This is a genomic window from Streptomyces sp. NPDC008086 (genome assembly GCF_042957325.1).
Classification (GTDB): domain Bacteria; phylum Actinomycetota; class Actinomycetes; order Streptomycetales; family Streptomycetaceae; genus Streptomyces.
The window spans coordinates 444,295-464,510 of record NZ_JBIBIA010000006.1; the positions used below are offsets into that span (position 1 = coordinate 444,295).

Here is a 20,216-nt window from a genome sequence, read left to right on the forward strand (position 1 = left end):
CTGACCTACTGCAGGCCTAACTTCGACCCATGACCTCAGCCGAGACAAAAGCAGCACCCGTACCCCACCCCAGCCCGGCCGCTCAGCCCGCCGCAGGCGAACCCGCAGGCGACCCCGCAGGCGACCGTCGTCGCTGGTTCGCCCTGGCCATCGTGATGACCGCGGCCTTCATGGACCTGGTGGACGTCACGATCGTCAACATCGCCATCCCGTCGATCCAGCGCGAGGCCGGCGCGACGTTCAGCCAGATCCAGTGGATCACCGCCGGCTACGCCCTCGCGTTCGCCGCCGGCCTGATCACGGGTGGCCGTCTCGGCGACATACACGGCCGTAAGCGACTGTTCCTGATCGGCATCGGCGGCTTCACCCTCGCCTCGGCCCTGTGCGGCTTCGCCGCGAACCCGGAAATGCTGGTCGCCTCCCGCATCCTCCAGGGCGCGATGGCGGCCCTGATGGTCCCGCAGGTCCTGTCGATCGTGCACGCCACCTTCCCGGCGCACGAACGCGGCAAGGTTTTCGGCCTGTTCGGCGCGGTAGTCGGCCTCGGCGCGGTCACCGGCCCCCTCCTCGGCGCCCTCCTCACCGAGTGGAACCTCTTCGGCCTCGAATGGCGCCCGATCTTCCTGATCAACCTCCCGGTCGGCATCGCGGGCCTGATCCTCGGCAGCCGTTTCATCACCGAGTCCAAGGCACCCAGGGCCCTGAAGCTGGACCTCGTCGGCGTCCTCCTCGTCACGCTGGGCCTGCTGATGCTGCTCTACCCGCTGACCCGAGGCCGTGAGCTGGGCTGGCCGACGTGGGGGTACGTGATGATGGCGGGCGCGCTCGTCGTCCTCGGGGCGCTGGTGACGTACGAGAAGAGGAAGGGCACCCGCGACGGCTCCCCGCTGATCGAGCTCTCCCTGTTCAAGGTGAAGAGCTTCGCGGCCGGCATCGCCGTACAGACCGTCTTCGGCGTGGCGCTCGGCATCTTCTTCCTGGTCTGGACGATGTACATGCAGTTCGGCCTGGGCTGGCGCCCGTTGAAGGCGGGCCTGACCGGCATCCCGTTCTCGATCGCGGTCTCGACGGCGGCCGGCATGTCGGTCCAGAAGCTGGTCCCGCGCTTCGGCCGCAAGGTGCTCCAGGCGGGCGCGCTGGTGATGGCGCTCGGCGTGCTGATCTACATCTGGGAGGCGAACCGCTACGGCCTGTCCATCGCCCCCTGGCAGATGGCGCTGCCCCTGGTCGTGATGGGCGTCGGCATGGGCCTGATCGTGGCGCCGCTGACGGACGCGATCCTCTCCGAGGTGCCGCGCGAGCACGCCGGTTCGGCGTCGGGCCTGATCAACACGGTGCAGCAGATGGGCAACGCGCTGGGCCTCGGCCTGGTCTCGGTGGTCTTCTTCGGAGTCGTCGACGACCGGCTGTCCGAGGCCGCGCGGACTCCGCAGGCGGTCGCGGCGGCCTACGGGGACGGCTTCCAGCACGCGCTGGGCTGGGTGGCCGCGGTGCTGGGCGCGATCTTCCTGCTGATGTTCGCGCTCCCGGGCCGCCCGGCCCAGCACGTGGAGGGAGCGGCCGAGGAGCCGACGCGGACCGAGGAGAAGGAGCCGGCGCTGGTGTCATGACGACGGGGGAGGGGTGAGAGGCCCGGCGCTTCTGTGCCGGGCCTCTTGGGTTCCGCACTTCTCCACTTCAGAAGCCCGTTCGTGCCCGATCAAGCCCGAACCTGTTTACTTTCCGGAAATGCGGGCGTAGCCTCCCAGCGAAACCACAAGTTCGGGCACAGTTCGGAGGCGAACGGACATGTACGCACCGGAGCGGCAGCAGGAGATCCTCCGGCTGGCTCGTGACGGCGGCCGAGTGGACGTCCTGTCGCTGGCCGAGGAGTTCCAGGTGACGGCGGAGACCATCCGCCGGGATCTGAAGGCCCTCGACCGCGCCGGGCTCCTGCGCCGTGTGCACGGTGGTGCGATCCCGGCCGGGCGGCTGGACTTCGAGCCGGACCTCGCCGAGCGCGAGTCGACGGCGGCCGACGAGAAGGACCGCGTCGCGAAGGCGGCCCTCGCCGAGCTGCCCACGGAGGGCACGGTGATCCTCGACGCCGGTACGACGGTGGCCCGCTTCGCCGCCGCCCTGCCGCTGGAGGCGTCCCTCACCGTCGTCACCCACAGCCTGCCCATCGCGGCCCGCCTAGCGGACCACCCCAGCGTCCAGCTCCACCTGGTCGGAGGGCGCGTACGGCACCGTACGCGCGCCGCCGTGGACGCCTGGGCGCTGCGCGCGTACGGCGAGATCCGCGCCGACGTCCTGTTCGTCGCGGCCAACGGCTTCTCCGCCGAGCACGGTCTGACCACCCCCGACCTCGCCGAGGCGGCGGTCAAGCGCGCGGCCGTGGCCGCCGCCCGCCGCGTGGTGCTGCTCGCCGACTCCTCCAAGCACGGCCAGGAGCACTTCGCCCGCTTCGGTGACCTGAGCGATGTGGACCTGCTGATCACCGACAGCGGGCTGAGCCCCGAAGACGCCACCGCGATCGAGCGCGGCGGCACGGAAGTAGTGCGCGCATGATCCTCACCGTCACCCCGAACCCGTCCCTGGACCGCACCTACGAGGTGCCCTCCCTCGACCGCGGCGAGGTCATCCGCGCCACCGGCGAGCGCATGGACCCGGGCGGCAAGGGCGTGAACGTCTCCCGTGCCGTGGCGGCGGCCGGGCAGCGCACGGTCGCGGTACTGCCCCTGGGCGGCGCGCCCGGCGCGCTCGTCGCCGACCTGCTCGACGCCCAGGGCATCGAGGTCGCGCCCGTCCCCGTCGCCGGGGCCACCCGCTCCAACATCGCGCTCGCGGAGTCGGACGGGGTGCTCACGAAGATCAACGCGCCCGGCCCCGAGCTGTCGGCGGACGAGCAGGAGCTGCTCCTGGAGACGGTGCGCGAGCAGTCGCGCGACGCCGCCTGGATCGCCTGCTGCGGCAGCCTGCCGCGCGGACTCGCGCCGTCCTGGTACGCCGACGTGGTCGCCCGGGCGCACGCAGGGGGCGCGCGGATCGCCCTGGACACCTCGGGACCCGCCCTCCTCGATGCCCTGCGGGCTCGTCCCGACGTGGTGAAGCCCAACGCCGAGGAGCTCGCGGCAGCGGTCGGGCGCCCCCTGACCACCGTCGGCGACGCGCTGAAGGCCGCCGAGGAACTGCGTGAGATGGGCGCCGGCGCCGTACTGGCGAGCCTGGGCGCGGACGGGCAGCTTCTCGTGGACGGGGCGGGCGCCTGGTTCGCCACCGCGCGCGTGGATGTCGTACGCAGCAATGTCGGTGCCGGCGACTCCTCCCTGGCCGGGTTCCTCATCGCGGGCGGCAGCGGCCCGCAGGCCCTCGCCTCGGCCGTCGCGCACGGCGCGGCCGCCGTGCAGCTGCCCGGCAGCGTGATGCCCTCGCCTTCCGATCTGGACCCGTCGGCGGTGACGGTCACGGCCGAGGTGCCGGTGGACCGTGTCCTCAAGGAGCCGGTGTCATGACGAATGTCGCGGTTGTCACAGTTGTTGCCGATCCGGCCCATAAGCGGCGAAGCTCGGCGTTACTCACGCCCGCCGACGGACGGCAGGGCCTCCTGAGCCGCTCTGCCGCCCGGGGGAGGCGGGATTTCCCCGACCTCGCCTCCCCCACCCGAACCTCCCCCCACGGCACCCCCGTCCCCTTTCCCGCCCACCAGACTCACCGGGCGATACGCGTGCTAAGGAGCCCGCGATGAGCGACATGATCACCGCGGACCTGGTCGATCTCGACCTGTCCGCCGACACCAAGGAAGCGGCGGCGCGTGCCCTCGCCGAGCGCATGGTGGCCCTGGGCCGGGTGACCGACCTGGAGGGCTTCCTCGCCGACGTGGCCGCGCGCGAGGCACAGATGCCGACCGGCCTCGACGGCGGCATCGGCATCCCGCACTGCCGCAGCGCCCATGTCACCGAGCCGACGCTCGCCTTCGGGCGCAGCGCCGCCGGGATCGACTTCGGCGCTGCGGACGGCCCCGCCGACCTGATCTTCCTCATCGCCGCTCCGGCGGGCGCGGACGACGCCCACCTGACGATCCTTTCGTCGCTGGCCCGCCAGCTGATGAACGCCGAGTTCACCGACGCCCTGCGCGGCGCGGGCGACGCGGCGTCCGCGGCGGCGCTGATCCGGGGCGAGGAGCCCCCGGCGCCCGAGGCGGCCGACGCGCCCGCCGCCTCCGTTTCCCCAGACTCCGTGGCGTCGTCGGTGGCGGCCTCCGCCGACGCCGCCACGGGCACCACCTCCGAGGCACCCGCCGTGCCGGCCGCCGAGCGACCCTTCCGCATCGTCGCCGTCACCTCCTGCCCGACCGGCATCGCCCACACGTACATGGCCGCCGAGTCACTGGAGAACGCGGGCCGCGAGGCGGGTGTCGAACTCGTCGTCGAGACGCAGGGCTCGGCCGGCTTCACCCGGCTCGACCCGGCCGTCATCGCCGCCGCGGACGGCGTGATCTTCGCCCACGACGTGGCCGTACGCGAGAAGGACCGGTTCGCCGGGAAGCCGACCGTCGACGTCGGTGTGAAGGCGGGCATCAACCGCCCTGCCGAGCTCATCGCCGAGGTCCGCGGCAAGGCCGAGCGCGGCGAGGTCACCGGTGCCGCCCGGCCCGGCACCCCCGTCGAGCGCGCCGGCGAGTCCGGCGAGGGCTACGGCACCAAGCTGCGCAAGTGGCTGATGTCCGGCGTGAGCTACATGGTGCCGTTCGTCGCGGCGGGCGGCCTGCTGATCGCCCTCGGCTTCGCGATCGGCGGCTACCAGATCAACGAGGCCAAGTCGGTCACCGAGCACTTCGACTGGGGCCAGGTCGACAGCTGGGGCGCGCTGCTCTTCCAGATCGGCGCGGCGGCCTTCGGCTTCCTCGTCCCGGTCCTCGCCGGTTACATCGCCTACGGCATGGCGGACCGGCCGGGTCTCGTGCCCGGCTTCGTCGGCGGCGCGATCTCCGTGACCATCGGCGCCGGGTTCCTCGGCGGACTGGTCGCCGGTCTGATCGCCGGTGGCGTGGTCCTCGGCATCCAGCGGATCGACATCCCGCCGGTGCTGCGCGGCATCATGCCGGTGGTGGTGATCCCGCTGGTGGGCTCGGCGGTCGTCGGCTTCCTGATGTTCGTGGTGATCGGCAAGCCGATCTCCGAGGCGCAGAAGGGCCTGACCGACTGGCTGAACAGCCTCTCCGGCGCCAACGCCGTCCTGCTCGGCATCCTGCTCGGCCTGATGATGTGCTTCGACCTCGGCGGCCCGGTCAACAAGGTGGCCTACACCTTCGCGACGGCCGGCATCTCCGTCGCGGCGCCCAGCGACTCCGCGATGAAGATCATGGCCGCCGTGATGGCCGCGGGCATGGTCCCGCCGCTGGGCATGGCCCTGGCCACCACGGTCCGCAAGAAGCTGTTCACCACGGCCGAGCGCGAGAACGGCAAGGCGGCCTGGGTGCTGGGCGCGTCCTTCATCTCCGAGGGCGCCATCCCGTTCGCGGCGGCCGACCCGCTGCGCGTGATCCCCGCGTCCATGGCGGGCGGCGCGGTCACCGGCGCGCTGGCCATGGCCTTCGGCTCGACCCTGCGCGCCCCGCACGGCGGCATCTGGGTCACCTTCCTGATCGGCAAGCCGTTCCTCTACCTGCTGGCCATCGCCGCCGGTACGGCGGTCACGGCCGGCCTGGTCATCCTGCTGAAGGGGATGCGCCGGAAGGCACCGGAGGGCACCGCGGACGCCGTCTCCCCGGCCGCCGAGGCGAAGCAGCCGGTCGCCGCGTAGGCCTCCCGCTTGTCCCTTTGGGGAGCTGTGAGTTGTTCACGGCACCTGCGAGATACGTCACGGTCCGGGCCACCTGGCCCGGACCGTGGTGTCTACTGGGGCGTATGCCGGAAAACGTCACGATCCTCCAGCTGCTGGGCCCCGTCGTACTCGCCCTGGCGGTCGCACTGTGGGTGACCGGACTGACCCGTCTGCTGCGCCGCTACCGCGCGCTGGACCCCCGGCGCGCACCCGGCCAGGCGCTCCCCGGCCTTCCGCACCAGCGGCAGACCGCCCCCGACCTGGAGGCCGTCGAGCTCACTCCGGCCGAACGGGACGCCTTCGCGGGCCTGGTGCGACAGCTCGGCAACGGCCGCTGAGCACGGCGTCCGCCGCTAGGACACCTGCGCTGCCCGGCGTTACGAGAGCTGTGCCGCCCGCCGCTCCATCGCCGCGCGCGCCGCGTCCTCGCTGACGTACACCTCGCACATGTGCCGCCCGTCCGGCGTCGCCGTGTGCTCGACCTCCCAGAGGGACACTTCCTCGCCGTCGCGCAGCAGGAAGGCGTGCTCGTAGAGCGAGAAGCACAGCCCGGCGGCACGGCACGGACGTCCGAAGGCCTGGGTGATCTGGTGCGCGCACGCCGTGGCCAGCAGCGCGGCCGTCGCCGCGTCCGGCCGGTCGGGGTTCTCCGCCCGGCGCAGCACCCGGCGCGCGTGGTCCGCCGAGTCGTCCGGCGCGTACGCGTGCCGGGACGCGGGTATCGCCGACAGCTGCACCGTCACCGGCAGTTCGAAGTCCGGGGCGTCCGGCGGCAGCGGCAGCCGTGCGGTCGCGGCGCGCAGCTCCTCCTCGTCGGCGTACACCTCGTGCTGCGGTTCGCGGCCCCGTGCGGTGTTGTGGACGAGCTCCCACAGGGTGAGCGCCGAGCCGTCGGCGAGCAGCCAGGTGTGCCGGTACGTCTCGCGGTGCAGCCCCGCGCTGTGGTGCGCGGAGTGCAGTGAGCTGTCGTGGGCCAGGGCACAGTCGAGCCGCCGTATCGTCTCGTCCGGCAACTCGAAGGAGTTCAGGGCGCGGCCGAGAAGTCGCGCGAGATGCTCCTCCGGAGACTCGGGCGACTCGGCTGGTTCGTACGCTGCCGTCTCGTACGGAACGCTCAAGGTTTCTCCCGGCGTTGCTGCATGTCACCTTGTGGGTGCATACCGTAGCCCCTCGGTCGGACATCATGTCCGGGAACCGAGAAAACGTACGTCCGGTAAAACGCGCGGGCCGCGCGAGAAGTTCCCGCGCGGCCCGACGAACCGTCAAGAATCCCTGCTGGAAAGCTCCTTCAGGCCGTTACGAGGGAGACCGAGGGGGTCAGACTGCGCTGCCCGCCACCCACTCGTTCCACGACATGTTCCAGCCGTTGAGGCCGTTGTCCGGCGTCACGGTCTTGTCGGGGGAGTTCTTGACGATCACGACGTCACCGACCGTCGAGTTGTCGAAGAACCACTTCGAGGGCGTGTCCCCCTGTCCGCCCCGCACGTCCTGCAGGCCGACGCAGCCATGGCTCGTGCCCTGGCGGCCGAAGGGCGGGTTGCCCTTGCTGTACCAGTAGTTGCCGTGGATGAAGGTCCCCGACTGCGTCAGCCGCATCGCGTGCGGCACGTCCGGGATGTCGTAGGCGTTGGCGAGGCCGACCGTCCGGCTGTCCATCCGCAGCTTCTCGAACTTCTCGGTGATCACCATCTGCCCGTTGTAGGTGGTGAACTCCGGGCTGCCCGCCGAGATCGGCACCGACTTGATCGTCCTGCCGTCCCGCACGACCGTCATCGTCTGCGTGTTCACGTCGACCGTGGAGACCTGCGAACGCCCGATGGTGAAGGTCACCGTCTTCTTCTGCACGCCGTAGACGCCGTTCGCGCCCTCGACGCCGTCCAGGTCGATCTTCATCGTGACCTTGGAGCCGGCCTTCCAGTACTCCTCGGGCCGGAAGTCGAGCCGCTGCTGCCCGAACCAGTGCCCGACCACCTTCTGCCCGCTGCTGGAGGAGACGGTGATGTGCGACTGGACGGCCTTCTTGTCGCCGATCGCCTTGTCGAAGTTGAACGACACCGGCATCCCGACGCCGACCGTGGTGCCCTCGTCGGGTGTGTAGGTCCCGATGAAGCTGTTGGCCGAGGAGACCGTGGTGAAGGTGGAGTCCGCAGCGGTGCTGCGCCCGTCCCCGTCCTTCGCGGTGGCCGCGATGCGGTACTTCGTCCCCCGCTCCAGCTGCTCCTTCGGCTTCCAGCTGCCCCCGTCGGCGGACAGGGAGCCCGGCACGGACTGCCCGCTCTCCGCCACCGTCATCTTCACCTCGGTCAGCCTGCCGTCGCTGACCTTCACGCCGGTCGAGTTGATCGAGGCCCCGTTGGAGCCGTCCTTCGCCGAGATCTCGATCGTCGCGGCGGACGACGTGGAGTCCTTGCCGGCCTTGTCGTCGTTGTCGGCGTTGGCGCTCCCACCGCAGGCGGTGAGCGTCAGGGCGCCGATCATCAGGGCGGCACAGGCCCCCAGTGCGCGCCGCGCTGCTATGTCCGGCGTTGTCACGATCTGCTCCATCTTCATGCGATCTGCGGGATGCGTTCCGTTGCAGGGGGGAAGAGGTCACCGCCCCCGAACCGGGTTCCCAGCGTTCGTGGTGAATGCCGTCACGTGACAGAACCGCGACACTTCGACATCGTCAGCCTCCGTACAGCGCCCCGTACGACGGCCACACCCCACCCGGCCCGGCCACCGACCCGGCCGCCCGCACGGCCCGTACGATCGCGCGCGTCACCGCGTCCGCGCCCGCCGCGAGCAGCTCGTTCAGCGCGAGCGGATGCCCCGCGTCGAGCGGGCGGTCCCCGGTGGCCAGCGCGAACACCGTGTCCCCGTCATTGAGCAGATGCACCGGCCGCACGGCCCGCGCGATGCCGTCGTGCGCCGTACCGGCCAGCTTCTGCGCCTGTGCCTTCGTCAGGTCCGCGTCGGTGGCGACCACCGCGAGCGTGGTGTTCAGCGGGGGCGGCGCGCTCTTCGCCGCGATGTCCGCGAGCCGCTGCCGCGCGGCCTCGTGCAGGCCCGCCTCCGGGTAGTCGACCCGCCCCTGGAACAGCTCGCCGTAGAGCACGCCGGTCTCCGGATCCACCGCCGACCCGGCCGCGTTGGCCACGACCAGCGCGGCCACCGTGATCCCCGAGCCGAGGACCGTGCTCGCGGTGCCGATCCCGCCCTTGACCGGCCCGACGGTGGCCCCGGTGCCGGCGCCCACGCAGCCCTCCAGCACCGGGGCGCCCGGTTCGCTCGCCGCGGCCGCCTCGACGGCCTCCCGACCGGTGGCCGCGTCCGGCCTCGCGCGGAAGTCACCGCCCCGCCCGAGATCGAAGACACAGGCGGCGGGCACCACCGGCACGACATGCGCCGGATCCACCCCGACCCGCACCCCGCGCCGCTGTTCCTCCAGCCAGGCCATCACCCCGGACGCCGCGTCGAGCCCGTACGCGCTGCCCCCGGTCAGCACGATCGCCTCGACCTTCTGTACGAGGTTGCGCGGATCGAGGGCGTCCGTCTCCTTGGTGCCGGGCCCGCCGCCGCGTACGTCCACCGCGGCCACCGCCCCGCCCTCGGGCGCCAGGACGACCGTGGTGCCGGTGAGCCAGCCCTCGCCGTCGCGCGTCGCGTGGCCCACCCGCAGCCCGGCGACATCTGTCAGAGCGTCAACTGTCATGGGCCCAGTGTCGTCCAGCCACCTGCGCCGCCCCCGGAACTCTCGCGGAACTCACGAGGGACTCCGGCCGGACGCCGCCGCTCCTGCCGTCAGCCGACCGGCGCCGTCGCCTCCCTGCGCGCCCGGCCCGCCCTGCGTGCCGTCAACGTCTCCCCGGTCGCCACCGTCCCCGCCGAGACCAGCCCGGCCGCGAGCACCGCCCAGTCGCCCAGGAAGGTGCAGCAGATCACCAGGAGGGCCGCGGTCGGCAGCACCAGCTGCTGGGCGATGCCCACCTTGAAGTAGCGCGAGTGCAGCGCCCACACGGTGAGCAGATACAGCGCCGTCGGCAGGGTCACCGCCGCCGACGCCGCCAGCGTCGAGATGTGCGCCTTGTGGACGGCCTGTTCGACCGCCACCTCGAGACCCGCGCCGATCGCCGCCGCCGAGGCGAACACCACGTAGTGGCCGTAACCCCACAGGAAGGCCTGTCTGTTGGAGTTCAGATGGCCGTGGATCGGCACCACGAAGTAGATCCACCAGGCGGCGAAGATGATCAGCAGCCCGCCCGCGGCGATCGGCAGCAGGTCGCCCAGCGCGTCGTTCTCGTCGATGCCGGTCTTCACGGCCACCGTGGCGGCGGCGATGGTCTCGCCGAGCACGATGATCGTGAACAGCCCGTACCGCTCGGCGATATGACGCGGATGCCAGGACGTCGGATGGTCCTTCTCCGCGAACGGCGGCACACACATCTCCAGGACCGCCATCACCAGGAACACCCAGGGCCTGGCGTCCTTGGGCAGCACCACCAGGCCGACCCAGCCGATCTGACACAGCAGCACACCGCAGGCGTACCGCAGGGCCATCCGTCGTTCCGAGCCCTCGCTCGACCTGGCCGCGCGCAGCCACTGCGTCACGAGGGCGAGCCGCATGATCACATAGCCGAGCAGGACGGCCAGGTAGTCGTGGTCCTCGAACGCCCTGGTGACCCCGGCCGCCAGCACCAGCACGCCGGCGATCTGGACGAGGGTGACGACCCGGTAGAGGACGTCGTCGTTGTCGTAGGCCGAGGCGAACCAGGTGAAGTTCATCCACGCCCACCAGATGGCGAAGAACACCATCGCGTAGTTGAGGATCCCCTCGCCCGGATGCCCCTCCGCGACGGCGTGCACCAACTGCATGCCCGCCTGGGCGATGGCCACGACGAAGCACAGGTCGAAGAAGAGCTCCAGGGGAGTGGCGGCACGGTGCGCCTCACCGCGGCCCCGGGCCGTGAGCCGACGCAGGGGACGGCGGTGTCCGGGCGGGCGGGGGGAGTCCGGCGCGGGAGTCGAACTGGACGTCATGGGGTCAAGCACAGCAGATCGGGCGCGGAATTTCCTGCGAAGGGATCACAGCCGCGCATGCCTCCCGGGACCGTCGCGCGCAGGCTTTCCCGACCGTCGAGCCTAAGCCTCCAGGACCATCGCGTGCCAGGCTCCCCGGCCCATCGCACGCAAGCCCCCGGGCCGTCGTGCGCAAGCCTCCCGGGCCACCGCGCGCAAGCCCCCGGGCCGTCGTGCGCGAGCCTCCCGGGCCACCGCGCGCGAGCCTCCCGGGCCGCCACGCGCGAGCCTCCCGGTGCCGTCGTGCGCGAGCCCCCGACCCACCGTCGGGCAGGCCGTCGCCCTGTGGGCCGTACTCTGGACGTATGAGCACCGCCCCCGCCTCCGAGCCGCGCGAGCCGAAGCCCGCGCTGATCTTCGACGACCCGCTGGACCAGCAGTCCTCGGACGACACCGACCGGGGCTGGGGCGAGCGGCCGCGCGCCGACGGTGACAGCGCGGCCGACCTGAAGCGCTTCCTCGACGAGAAGCCGCCCCACCACATCTGAGCCTTTACCGCTGGTCGTGTCCCGAGCCGCGCTGGGCGACCAGCGCGTCGCGGATCTCCTTGAGGACCTCCAGCTCGGTCACCTCGATGACCTCCTGCGCGCCCTCCTTCGCCTTGCGGCGGGCCTCCACCCGGGCCAGGTACTTCGCCATCGGCAGGACCATCAGGAAGTAGACGACGGCCGCGGTGATCACGAAGCTGAGGGCGGCGCCGAGGACCGAGCCCCACAGGATCTGGATGCCCTTGTCGCCCGCGCACGACGAGCTCAGGCACGAGCTGTAGTGATCGAGGTTCTTGGTGCCGATCGCTCCGACCAGCGGGTTGATGATCCCCTTCACCACCGCGTTCACGATGTTGGTGAACGCGGCGCCGATGACCACCGCTACCGCCAGATCGACGACGTTCCCGCGCATCAGGAAGGCCTTGAAGCCGTCCCAGATGCCCGGTTCCTTCTTCTCGCTCACCGCGGAGCCTCTCCTCATGTGCACAGGTTGTGGAACGAACAGCTCCGCAACCTACGTCAGGGCTAGGCCATCCTGTCCAATTGCACCACCGGAACGTGGGGCTTGACAGGACGATGAGCATCATGTGTACGACACGCCCGACCCAGCTCAGCACAGCGTCACCGCCAGCCGCGCCGTAGCGCTCGCGCCCGCGAGACGCGCCGCCGTGGACCGCGGCACCGACAGCACCACCAGCGCCCCGCTCCCGGCCGTGACGTCCAGCGGCTCCGGCACCTTCGACACCCGCGCCCCGCGCGCGACGACCTCGGCGCCGCCGCCACCCCCGCCCGGCGCGCTCTCCTCCGCGGCGATCACATCGACCCGGTCGCCGGGCCGCAGCAGCCGCACGGTGGCCTCGTCGGCGATCCGCACCGGCGCGGAGACCCGCTCCACGGCCCGGTGTTGGCGAACCGGCTCCGCCACCGGATGCCCGCGTGCCGGGCCGGTCTCCCCGGGCCCCGCGGCCACGAGCGCGGCCGCGGTGACGGCGAGCCCCGCCGCCGCGGCCCGCCTGCGATGCCGTAGCAGCCGGCGCAACCGATACCGCCCGCCGCGCACCCGCACCGGAGCGAAGTGCGGCACCTCGCACGTGGCCGGAGCGTCCGTGCCCAGCGGCAGCGGAAGGACGGGGGAGAAGGGAGACAAGGAGGGGGAGGGGGCAGGGGCGGGGAGGGCGGAGGAAAGCGGACGGGCAACGGACATGAGGACCACCACCTGTGACGACGGAACGGCTTGGCAAGCCACGACGTAGCCACGATGAGCCATCGCGCCGCCGCCCGCCGGAGCCCGTGGACCACCGCCCGGTTGTGGAAAACTCCGCCACCCGAACGGGAAGTTCCACTGCTCCGCAGACGCCCCGCCCCGCACACCCCCCTGCGACCGTCCCCTGCAGCTGCCCCCTGCCACCGTCCCCTACGGCAGCTCGAACCCCGGATCCATCCCACCCAGCGCCGTCGCGCACAGACAGTCCCGCTCCTCGTTCGCCGGCAGCGCGGCCACCGCGTCGAAGAGCACGCCCCGCAGCCGGTCCACGTTGGCCGCGAACACCCGCAGCACCTCGTCGTGCGAGACGCCCTCGCCGGTCTCGGCGCCCGCGTCGAGGTCGGTGACCAGCGTCAACGACGTGTAGCAGAGCTCGAGTTCACGGGCGAGCGCGGCCTCGGGATGGCCGGTCATGCCCACCACCGACCAGCCCTGCGCCTGGTGCCACAACGATTCGGCACGGGTCGAGAAGCGGGGCCCCTCGACCACGACCAGCGTGCCGCCGTCCACCGGCTCCCAGTCCCGCCCTCGTGCCGCCTTCAGCGCGGCCGCGCGGCCGGTGGAGCAGTAGGGGTCGGCGAGGGAGACGTGCACCACGTTCGGCACGGTGCCGTCGGGCAGCGGCAGCCCGTCGAAGTACGTGCCGACCCGGGACTTCGTGCGGTCGACCAGCTGGTCCGGCACCAGCAGGGTGCCCGGCCCGTACTCGGGGCGCAGACCGCCGACCGCGCAGGGGCCGAGGACCTGGCGGGCACCGAGCGAGCGCAGCGCCCAGAGGTTGGCCCGGTAGTTGATGCGGTGCGGCGGCAGATGGTGGCCGCGGCCGTGCCGGGGCAGGAAGGCGACCCGCCGGCCGGCGATCTCGCCGAGGAAGAGGGAGTCACTGGGCGGCCCGTAGGGGGTGTCCACCTGTATCTCGGTCACGTCGTCGAGGAACGAGTAGAAGCCGGAGCCACCGATCACGCCGAGTTCGACGTTCGCCTTGTTCGCCATGTCCGCACCCTAACCGCACCCGCGAACGCCGAGGACCCCGTCGCCGGAGGGCGACAGGGTCCCGTAAGAAGTGCGTCCTACGTGCCCCTAGGAAGTGCTTACGCCGCGGAGCTGCTGGAGGAGGTGCCGGCGCTCGACGACTTCGACTCCGAGGACGACGAGGAAGACGACGTCGAGGAGGAGGACGAGTCGGACGAGGAGGACGTCGACGGCTTCGACGACGCCGGGGAGCTGCTCGACGAGGAGCCGCGGCTGTCGTTGCGGTAGAAGCCGGAGCCCTTGAAGACGATGCCGACCGCGGAGAACACCTTCTTGAGGCGGCCCTGGCAGCTGGGGCACTCGGTCAGGGCGTCGTCGGTGAACTTCTGCACCGCCTCGAGGCCCTCGCCGCACGCGGTGCACTGGTATTGGTAGGTCGGCACTGTCTTCCTCCTGGCACTCTCACTCGATGAGTGCTAACGACGGTCAAGTGTGACGTATTCCGGCCGCTCAGTCCACTGCCACCGGCACGCGGTGACCGACGCCACGTGCCACGGTGCGCCCCCGGGGCCGGGCCACCAGCCGTGACCGCAGGGCCACCAGGGTCGCCAGCGCCAGCAGCGTCCCGCCCATCGGGACCAGGAATCCGGCGCCGCCCCAGAAGCGGTCCTCCAGCTGTCCGGCCACGGTGACCGCGGCGGCCTGGCCGAGCGCGACCGCGCCCGTGAGCCAGGTGAAGGCCTCGGTGCGGGCACCGGCCGGGACCAGGCTCTCGACCAGCGTGTAGCCGGTGATCAGCGCGGGCGCGATGCACATGCCGACCAGCAGTCCGAGGCCGGCCAGGACGAGCACCGAGTGCGCGGCCCACAGGCCGGACGCGGCCAGCGCGAGGGCGGCGTAGCCCACGAGGAGGCGGCGCTGTGGGGCCACCTTCCACGCGATGGCGCCGCAGACGATGCCGGAGAGCATGTTGCCGGCGGCGAACGTGCCGTACAGGACGCCGTTGAGTCCGGGTTCGCCGATGGACTCGGTGAACGCGGTCAGGGAGACCTGCATGCCGCCGAAGACGGAACCGATGCCGAGGAAGGTCACGATCAGCACGCGCACGCCGGGGACGCGCAGCGCCGAAGAGTGCTCCACGCGCGCGTGCCCGGCGACGGCGACCGAGGGCTGGGTGCTCTTCTGCGCGGCGAACAGCAGACCGCCGAGCAGTGTGAGCGCGGCCTCCGTGACCAGGCCCGCGGCCGGGTCGACGGCGGTGCACAGGGCGGTGGCCAGCAGCGGGCCGACGACGAAGGTCAGCTCGTCGGTGACCGACTCGAAGGCGGCCGCGGTCGTCATCAGGGGCGAGCCCTGGAGCTTCACACCCCAGCGGGCCCGCACCATGGGGCCGATCTGCGGCACCGAGGCGCCGGTCGGCACGGCGGCGACGAACAGCGCCCACAGGGGTGCCTCCGCCAGCGCGAGCGCCGTCAGCGTCAGACCGGACGCGACGTGCACGAGGACGCCCGGGATCAGGACGGCGCGCTGTCCGTAGCGGTCGGCGAGGCGGCCGCTGTAGGGCGCGAACAGCGCCATGGAGACGCCGGTGACGGCCGCGGCGGCGCCCGCCGCACCGTAGGAACCGGTGGTGTGCTGCACCAGCAGCACGATGGAGATGGTCAGCATCGCGAACGGCTGGCGTGCCGCGAAGCCGGGGAGCAGGAACGTCCAGGCGCCGCGGGTGCGCAGCAGCTGTCCGTATCCCGGGCGGGAGGAGGCCGGCGAGTCCTTCGACTGCTCGGTGGTGACCGTGGATGCCACGGCCCGTGCCTTTCTGCCGCCTGGTAGCGCGGCCCCGTCGGGTGGGGGGCGGCGCCGAGAGCTGTCCTGTCGCGCGGAACTGCGGTAGATACCGGCGTCCGCTGAGGAGGGACGTCCCGGCCGCCATACGGTCGCGCCAGCTCTGCGTCAGGCAGAGGTGGTTCGATCTAGGGGTACGCCTGCATAGTACAGGGAACGCGGGCCGTTGACCTTGTGAATCTGAGCACTGCGGGCGCTCGGCCTGCGATCAGGACGTACCGTTCGTCCCCAGCCATCCGGCCAGCTTGCCGCCGGCCCCCACCGCGCGCAGTCGGCGCTCGGCCGCGTCCCGCACCGGGTCGGTGGCGACGACCAGGAGTTCGTCCCCGCGTCGCAGCACTGTCGTAGGCAGCGGAACGAACGATTTTCCATCGCGTACGACGAGGGTCACGGCGGACCCGGCGGGCAGCCGCAGCTCGTTGACCTCGACGCCGTGCATCTTCGAGCCCCGGGGGATCGCGAAGGACAGCAGATGCCCGCGCAGCCGTTCCAGCGGTGCCGATTCGATGCCGAGGTCGGCGGGCTCGGGTTCCTGGCCGAGCCGCAGCTTGCGCGCGAACCACGGCAGGGTCGGCCCCTGGACCAGCGTGTAGACCACGACCAGGACGAAGACGATGTTGAAGATGCGCCGGCTGTCCTCGACGCCGCCCACCATGGGGATCGTCGCCAGGATGATGGGCACGGCGCCGCGCAGCCCGGCCCAGGACATCAGGGCCTGCTCCCGCCAGGGGACGCCGAACGGCACCAGGCACAGCACCACGCTCAGCGGGCGGGCCACCATGGTCAGCACCAGCCCGATGACGAGCGCGGGCAGGATGTCGTCGCCCAGCTCGTGCGGGGTGACCAGCAGGCCGAGCAGGACGAACATGCCGATCTGGGCGATCCAGCCGACCCCGTCGGCGAACCCGCGCGTGGCGGGCCAGTGCGGCAGCTTGGCGTTGCCCATGACCATCGAGGCCAGATAGACCGCCAGGAAGCCGCTGCCGTGCGCCATCGCGCCGGCCGCGTAGGCGGCGACGGCGATGGCCATGACGGCGATCGGGTAGAGACCGGAGGCGGGCAGCGCCACGTGCCTGAGGCCCCAGGCGCCCAGCCAGCCCACCGCGAGGCCGATGGCGGCGCCGATGGCCAGCTCCAGCATTATCTCGCCCAGCAGCACGTACCAGTGCTCGATCGGACCGTGCGTGGAGAAGGCGACCACCAGGATGACCACGGGGGCGTCGTTGAACCCGGACTCGGCCTCCAGGGTGCCGGTGATGCGCGAGGGGAGCGGGATCCGCCGTAGTACGGAGAACACCGCCGCGGCGTCGGTCGAGGAGACGACCGCCCCGATGATCAGTGCCTGCCGCCATTCCAGCCCGACCAGGTAGTGCGCGGCCGTCGCCGTGACCCCGACGCTCACCGTGACCCCGACCAGCGCCAGCGCGGTGGCGGCCGGAAGGGCCGGCTTGATCTCCTTCCACTTCGTGCCGAGACCGCCCTCGGCCAGGATCACGACCAGGGCCGCGTACCCGATGACCTGGGTCAGCTCGGCGTCGTCGAAGCGGATGCCGCCGATGCCGTCCTGGCCCATGAGGACGCCGATGCCCAGGTACACGAGCAGGCTGGGGAGCCCGCTGCGCGAGGAGATCCGGACCGCGGCGACGGCGACGAGCAGGACGAGCGAGCAGACGAGCAGGAGCTGGTTGAGGTCGTGGACAGTCAGCGGCCGTTCCCTTCCCTGGCCCGCGCGCACGCGCGCGTGGGCTCACGTACATAGGACACGAAGTGGCGGTTCTCCGCACCCAACTACTTCGTTACCTTACCTAACTCTTGACGATTTCTTGACGCTAAGGGGTGCATGATCGAACGTCCGTCCGTGCTGGTTCCCTACTCCGAGTCAAGTTGCATCGGGCCCTGCGCCTATGGTTGCTCCAGCACTCCAGGACCGCCTGCCTCTCGCGTTAGGACAGCAAGGACAGCGATGCCCCCCAACACCACCGCCTCCACGGGTCAGCAGCCCGGCAAGTCCGGCAGGAAGAAGGGGCGCAGAGCCCGTCTGATCGTCCTCGTGCTGGTGCTGGCCCTTGTCGGAGGCGTCGGCTACGGGGGGTACTGGTCCATCAGCACCGTCCGTGCCTCCTTCCCGCAGACCACGGGATCACTCACGCTGCCCGGCCTGTCCGGGCCCGTCGACGTCAAGCGCGACGACTACGGCATCCCGCAGATCTACGCCTCCTCCGACGCGGACCTGTTCATGGCGCAGGGCTACGTCCAGGCGCAGGACCGGTTCTACGAGATGGACGTCCGCCGGCACATGACCTCCGGGCGGCTGTCGGAGATGTTCGGCGAGAGCCAGGTCGACAACGACGAGTTCCTGCGCACCCTCGGCTGGGACCGCGTCGCCAAGGAGGAGTACGACAAGACGCTGTCGGCGTCCACCAAGAAGTACCTGCAGGCCTACGCCCAGGGAGTCAACGCCTATCTGGACGGCAAGGACAACAAGGACATCTCCCTGGAGTACGCGGCGCTCGGGTTCACCAACGACTACAAGCCCGAGAAGTGGACCCCGGTCGACTCGCTCGCCTGGCTGAAGGCGATGGCCTGGGACCTGCGCGGCAACATGCAGGACGAGATCGACCGCGCCCTGATGACCAGCCGCCTCGGCCCCAAGCAGATCCAGGACCTGTACCCGGACTACCCGTACGGCCGGAACGAGACGATCGTCCAGACCGGCCAGTACGACGACATCACCAGGACCTTCCAGCAGAGCGGCGCCACGTCCTCCGCGGGCTCGTCCGGCACCGGCACGGGCGCCGCCTCCGGCTCGGGCACCAGCGGCCTGCAGAGCCAGCTGGCGGGCCTCCAGGACGTCCTGGACGACCTCCCGACGGCCGTCGGCGTGAACGGCAACGGCATCGGCTCCAACTCGTGGGTCGTCGACGGCAAGTACACGATCACCGGCAAGCCCCTGCTGGCCAACGACCCGCACCTGTCGGCCGCGCTGCCGTCCGTCTGGTACCAGATGGGCCTGCACTGCCGCGCGGTCTCCAGCAAGTGCCAGTACGACGTCAGCGGCTACACCTTCGCGGGCATGCCCGGCGTGATCATCGGCCACAACCAGAACATCGCCTGGGGCATGACCAACTCCGGCGTCGACGTCACCGACCTCTACCTGGAGAAGCTCTCCGGCGACGGCTACCAGCTCGACGGCAAGACGGTGCCCTTCACCACGCGCGAGGAGACCATCAAGGTCGCCGGCGGCTCGCCCAAGAAGATCGTCGTCCGCGAGACCGAGAACGGACCCCTGCTGTCCGACCGCAGCTCCGAGCTGGTGAAGGTCGGCAAGAAGGCCACCGTCGACACCGCCGCCCCCGACCGTGGCGACGGCTACGGCATCTCGCTGCGCTGGACCGCGCTCGACCCGGGCACCTCCATGGACGCCGTCTTCGCCATCGACAAGGCGGCGAACTGGACGGACTTCCGCGGCGCGGCGGCCCTGTTCGACGTGCCCTCGCAGAACCTGATCTACGCCGACACCAAGGACAACATCGGCTACACGCTGCCCGGGAAGATCCCCACGCGCGCGAAGGGCTACGACGGCTCCGTCCCGGCGCCCGGCTGGGACTCCAGGTCCCGCTGGACCGGCTACATCGACGAGGACGAGCTGCCGTACGAGTACAACCCGTCCCGGGGCTACATCGTCACCGCCAACCAGGCCGTCGTCGACAAGGCCAAGTACCCGTACACGCTCACCACGGACTGGGGCTACGGCGCCCGCAGCCAGCGCATCAACGACCTGATCCAGTCGAAGATCGACGGCGGCGGCAAGATCTCCACCGACGACATGCGCCAGATGCAGCTCGACAACAGCAGCGAGATCGCCAGGCTGCTGGTCCCCGAGCTGCTGAAGATCGACATCTCCGACAAGGACGTCCGGGACGCGGCGGACGTCCGGGAGGCACAGGAGCTCCTGGAGGGCTGGGACCGCACCCAGGACGCCGACTCGGCGGCGGCCGCCTACTTCAACGCGGTCTGGCGCAACATCCTCAAGCTCGCCTTCGGCAACAAGCTGCCCAAGGAGCTGCGGGTCAAGGGCCAGTGCCTGCTGGTCGACCCGGTCAGCACCACGGGGCCCGTGGACGCGACCGAGAAGGTACGCGAGTGCGGCGAGCGCGACACCGACCAGGCGCAGCCCGACGGCGGCGACCGCTGGTTCGAGGTGGTGCGCACCCTCATGGAGGACAAGGACAGCGACTGGTGGACGACGCCCAAGTCGGGCAACCGCAAGGGCGCGAACCACAACCGCGACGACCTGTTCCGGCGCGCCATGGTCGACGCCCGCTGGGAGCTGACCGCCAAGCTCGGCAAGGACATCGACACCTGGAGCTGGGGTCGGCTGCACCGCCTGTTCCTGAAGAACCAGACCCTCGGCACCGAGGGCCCCGGTGTCCTGCAGTACATCCTCAACCGCGGCCCCTGGAAGCTCAGCGGCGGCGAGGCCACGGTCAACGCCTCCGGCTGGAACGCCGCCGGCGGCTACGGCGTCGTCTGGGTGCCGTCGATGCGGATGGTGGTCAACCTCAGCGACCTCGACAAGTCGAAGTGGATCAACCTCACCGGCGCCTCCGGGCACGCCTACAGCGCCCACTACACCGACCAGACCGACAAGTGGGCCGACGGCGAACTGCTCGACTGGTCCTTCTCGGACAAGGCGGTCGAGGACAGCACCAGCGACACCCTGGTGCTCAGGCCGTGAGCCGCTGACGCCGTACCGCCGAAGGGGCCCTCCACGCGCGCGTGGAGGGCCC

Annotated in this window: 17 protein-coding genes; 7 read left to right on the forward strand and 10 right to left on the reverse strand. The window is 71.2% G+C overall.

Translation table 11 applies throughout. From position 1 onward, the window contains the following. Positions 1 to 29 precede the first annotated feature (29 nt). The 5 genes from ACFZBP_RS23395 to ACFZBP_RS23415 all read left to right on the forward strand — a co-directional run bounded on the left by ACFZBP_RS23395 (position 30) and on the right by ACFZBP_RS23415 (position 6,143). Positions 30 to 1,610, forward strand: a complete 1,581-nt coding sequence (locus tag ACFZBP_RS23395) for a DHA2 family efflux MFS transporter permease subunit (RefSeq protein ID WP_391415767.1) — start codon at positions 30 to 32, stop codon at positions 1,608 to 1,610. A gap of 178 nt (positions 1,611 to 1,788) precedes the next feature. Continuing rightward, on the forward strand, positions 1,789 to 2,550 hold the full coding sequence (locus ACFZBP_RS23400) for a DeoR/GlpR family DNA-binding transcription regulator (RefSeq protein ID WP_383447846.1): 762 nt from the start codon (positions 1,789 to 1,791) through the stop codon (positions 2,548 to 2,550). Next, positions 2,547 to 3,494: a 1-phosphofructokinase gene (gene pfkB, locus ACFZBP_RS23405; protein WP_391415770.1), complete on the forward strand. Its 948-nt coding sequence runs from the start codon at positions 2,547 to 2,549 to the stop codon at positions 3,492 to 3,494. The genes ACFZBP_RS23400 and pfkB overlap by 4 nt, the downstream gene beginning before the upstream one ends. 229 nt (positions 3,495 to 3,723) lie before the next feature. Beyond that, positions 3,724 to 5,784, forward strand: coding sequence for a fructose-specific PTS transporter subunit EIIC (locus tag ACFZBP_RS23410; protein WP_391415772.1), 2,061 nt, complete (start codon positions 3,724 to 3,726; stop codon positions 5,782 to 5,784). A gap of 104 nt (positions 5,785 to 5,888) precedes the next feature. Further along, positions 5,889 to 6,143 (forward strand): hypothetical protein, encoded by a 255-nt coding sequence (locus ACFZBP_RS23415; RefSeq protein ID WP_383447861.1) that lies wholly within the window; start codon positions 5,889 to 5,891, stop codon positions 6,141 to 6,143. A gap of 39 nt (positions 6,144 to 6,182) precedes the next feature. Here the strand turns inward: ACFZBP_RS23415 and ACFZBP_RS23420 are convergent, their stop codons facing one another. The 4 genes from ACFZBP_RS23420 to ACFZBP_RS23435 all read right to left on the reverse strand — a co-directional run bounded on the left by ACFZBP_RS23420 (position 6,183) and on the right by ACFZBP_RS23435 (position 10,821). Then, entirely contained in the window at positions 6,183 to 6,923 is a 741-nt protein-coding gene (locus tag ACFZBP_RS23420; protein WP_391415775.1) for a DUF6227 family protein, read from the reverse strand. A 199-nt stretch (positions 6,924 to 7,122) separates the two neighbouring features. After that, positions 7,123 to 8,337, reverse strand: a complete 1,215-nt coding sequence (locus tag ACFZBP_RS23425; protein ID WP_391415777.1) for an Ig-like domain-containing protein — start codon at positions 8,335 to 8,337, stop codon at positions 7,123 to 7,125. Between the two features lie 133 nt (positions 8,338 to 8,470). Beyond that, positions 8,471 to 9,496, reverse strand: a complete 1,026-nt coding sequence (locus tag ACFZBP_RS23430; RefSeq protein WP_391415779.1) for a P1 family peptidase — start codon at positions 9,494 to 9,496, stop codon at positions 8,471 to 8,473. Positions 9,497 to 9,585: 89 nt separating this feature from the next. Then, on the reverse strand, positions 9,586 to 10,821 hold the full coding sequence (locus ACFZBP_RS23435) for a low temperature requirement protein A (protein WP_391415781.1): 1,236 nt from the start codon (positions 10,819 to 10,821) through the stop codon (positions 9,586 to 9,588). A 344-nt stretch (positions 10,822 to 11,165) separates the two neighbouring features. Here ACFZBP_RS23435 and ACFZBP_RS23440 point away from each other — a divergent pair, with 344 nt between their 5' ends. Further along, entirely contained in the window at positions 11,166 to 11,348 is a 183-nt protein-coding gene (locus ACFZBP_RS23440) for a hypothetical protein (RefSeq protein WP_383447876.1), read from the forward strand. A 4-nt stretch (positions 11,349 to 11,352) separates the two neighbouring features. Here ACFZBP_RS23440 and mscL read toward each other — a convergent pair whose 3' ends face one another. The 6 genes from mscL to ACFZBP_RS23470 form a co-directional block, all read right to left on the reverse strand. Next, on the reverse strand, positions 11,353 to 11,811 hold the full coding sequence (gene mscL / locus ACFZBP_RS23445) for a large conductance mechanosensitive channel protein MscL (RefSeq protein ID WP_391415783.1): 459 nt from the start codon (positions 11,809 to 11,811) through the stop codon (positions 11,353 to 11,355). Between the two features lie 147 nt (positions 11,812 to 11,958). Further along, on the reverse strand, positions 11,959 to 12,552 hold the full coding sequence (locus ACFZBP_RS23450) for a hypothetical protein (RefSeq protein WP_391415785.1): 594 nt from the start codon (positions 12,550 to 12,552) through the stop codon (positions 11,959 to 11,961). Between the two features lie 210 nt (positions 12,553 to 12,762). After that, complete coding sequence (locus ACFZBP_RS23455; protein ID WP_391415787.1) at positions 12,763 to 13,605, reverse strand: S-methyl-5'-thioadenosine phosphorylase; 843 nt, start codon at positions 13,603 to 13,605, stop codon at positions 12,763 to 12,765. A gap of 98 nt (positions 13,606 to 13,703) precedes the next feature. Beyond that, positions 13,704 to 14,027 (reverse strand): FmdB family zinc ribbon protein, encoded by a 324-nt coding sequence (locus ACFZBP_RS23460; RefSeq protein ID WP_383447890.1) that lies wholly within the window; start codon positions 14,025 to 14,027, stop codon positions 13,704 to 13,706. 67 nt (positions 14,028 to 14,094) lie between these two features. Next, the gene (locus ACFZBP_RS23465; protein WP_391415790.1) at positions 14,095 to 15,387 is read right to left on the reverse strand and encodes an MFS transporter; all 1,293 of its coding nucleotides are present in this window, start codon (positions 15,385 to 15,387) and stop codon (positions 14,095 to 14,097) included. Between the two features lie 247 nt (positions 15,388 to 15,634). Next, the gene (locus ACFZBP_RS23470; RefSeq protein ID WP_383447896.1) at positions 15,635 to 17,161 is read right to left on the reverse strand and encodes a potassium/proton antiporter; all 1,527 of its coding nucleotides are present in this window, start codon (positions 17,159 to 17,161) and stop codon (positions 15,635 to 15,637) included. Positions 17,162 to 17,389: 228 nt separating this feature from the next. Between ACFZBP_RS23470 and ACFZBP_RS23475 the strand changes: the two genes are divergently transcribed. Continuing rightward, positions 17,390 to 20,164 carry a penicillin acylase family protein gene (locus ACFZBP_RS23475; RefSeq protein WP_391415792.1) on the forward strand — a complete coding sequence of 925 codons (2,775 nt, stop codon included), beginning with the start codon at positions 17,390 to 17,392 and terminating at the stop codon, positions 20,162 to 20,164. Positions 20,165 to 20,216 lie beyond the last annotated feature (52 nt).

Bases quoted from the DNA above. Each gene is read 5' to 3' on its own strand.
- ACFZBP_RS23395 (WP_391415767.1), top strand. From the start codon at position 30: ATGACCTCAGCCGAGACAAAAGCAGCACCCGTACCCCACCCCAGCCCG.
- ACFZBP_RS23400 (WP_383447846.1), top strand. From the start codon at position 1,789: ATGTACGCACCGGAGCGGCAGCAGGAGATCCTCCGGCTGGCTCGTGAC.
- pfkB (WP_391415770.1), top strand. From the start codon at position 2,547: ATGATCCTCACCGTCACCCCGAACCCGTCCCTGGACCGCACCTACGAG.
- ACFZBP_RS23410 (WP_391415772.1), top strand. From the start codon at position 3,724: ATGAGCGACATGATCACCGCGGACCTGGTCGATCTCGACCTGTCCGCC.
- ACFZBP_RS23415 (WP_383447861.1), top strand. From the start codon at position 5,889: ATGCCGGAAAACGTCACGATCCTCCAGCTGCTGGGCCCCGTCGTACTC.
- ACFZBP_RS23430 (WP_391415779.1), bottom strand. From the start codon at position 9,496: ATGACAGTTGACGCTCTGACAGATGTCGCCGGGCTGCGGGTGGGCCAC.
- ACFZBP_RS23435 (WP_391415781.1), bottom strand. From the start codon at position 10,821: ATGACGTCCAGTTCGACTCCCGCGCCGGACTCCCCCCGCCCGCCCGGA.
- ACFZBP_RS23440 (WP_383447876.1), top strand. From the start codon at position 11,166: ATGAGCACCGCCCCCGCCTCCGAGCCGCGCGAGCCGAAGCCCGCGCTG.
- ACFZBP_RS23450 (WP_391415785.1), bottom strand. From the start codon at position 12,552: ATGTCCGTTGCCCGTCCGCTTTCCTCCGCCCTCCCCGCCCCTGCCCCC.
- ACFZBP_RS23455 (WP_391415787.1), bottom strand. From the start codon at position 13,605: ATGGCGAACAAGGCGAACGTCGAACTCGGCGTGATCGGTGGCTCCGGC.
- ACFZBP_RS23475 (WP_391415792.1), top strand. From the start codon at position 17,390: ATGCCCCCCAACACCACCGCCTCCACGGGTCAGCAGCCCGGCAAGTCC.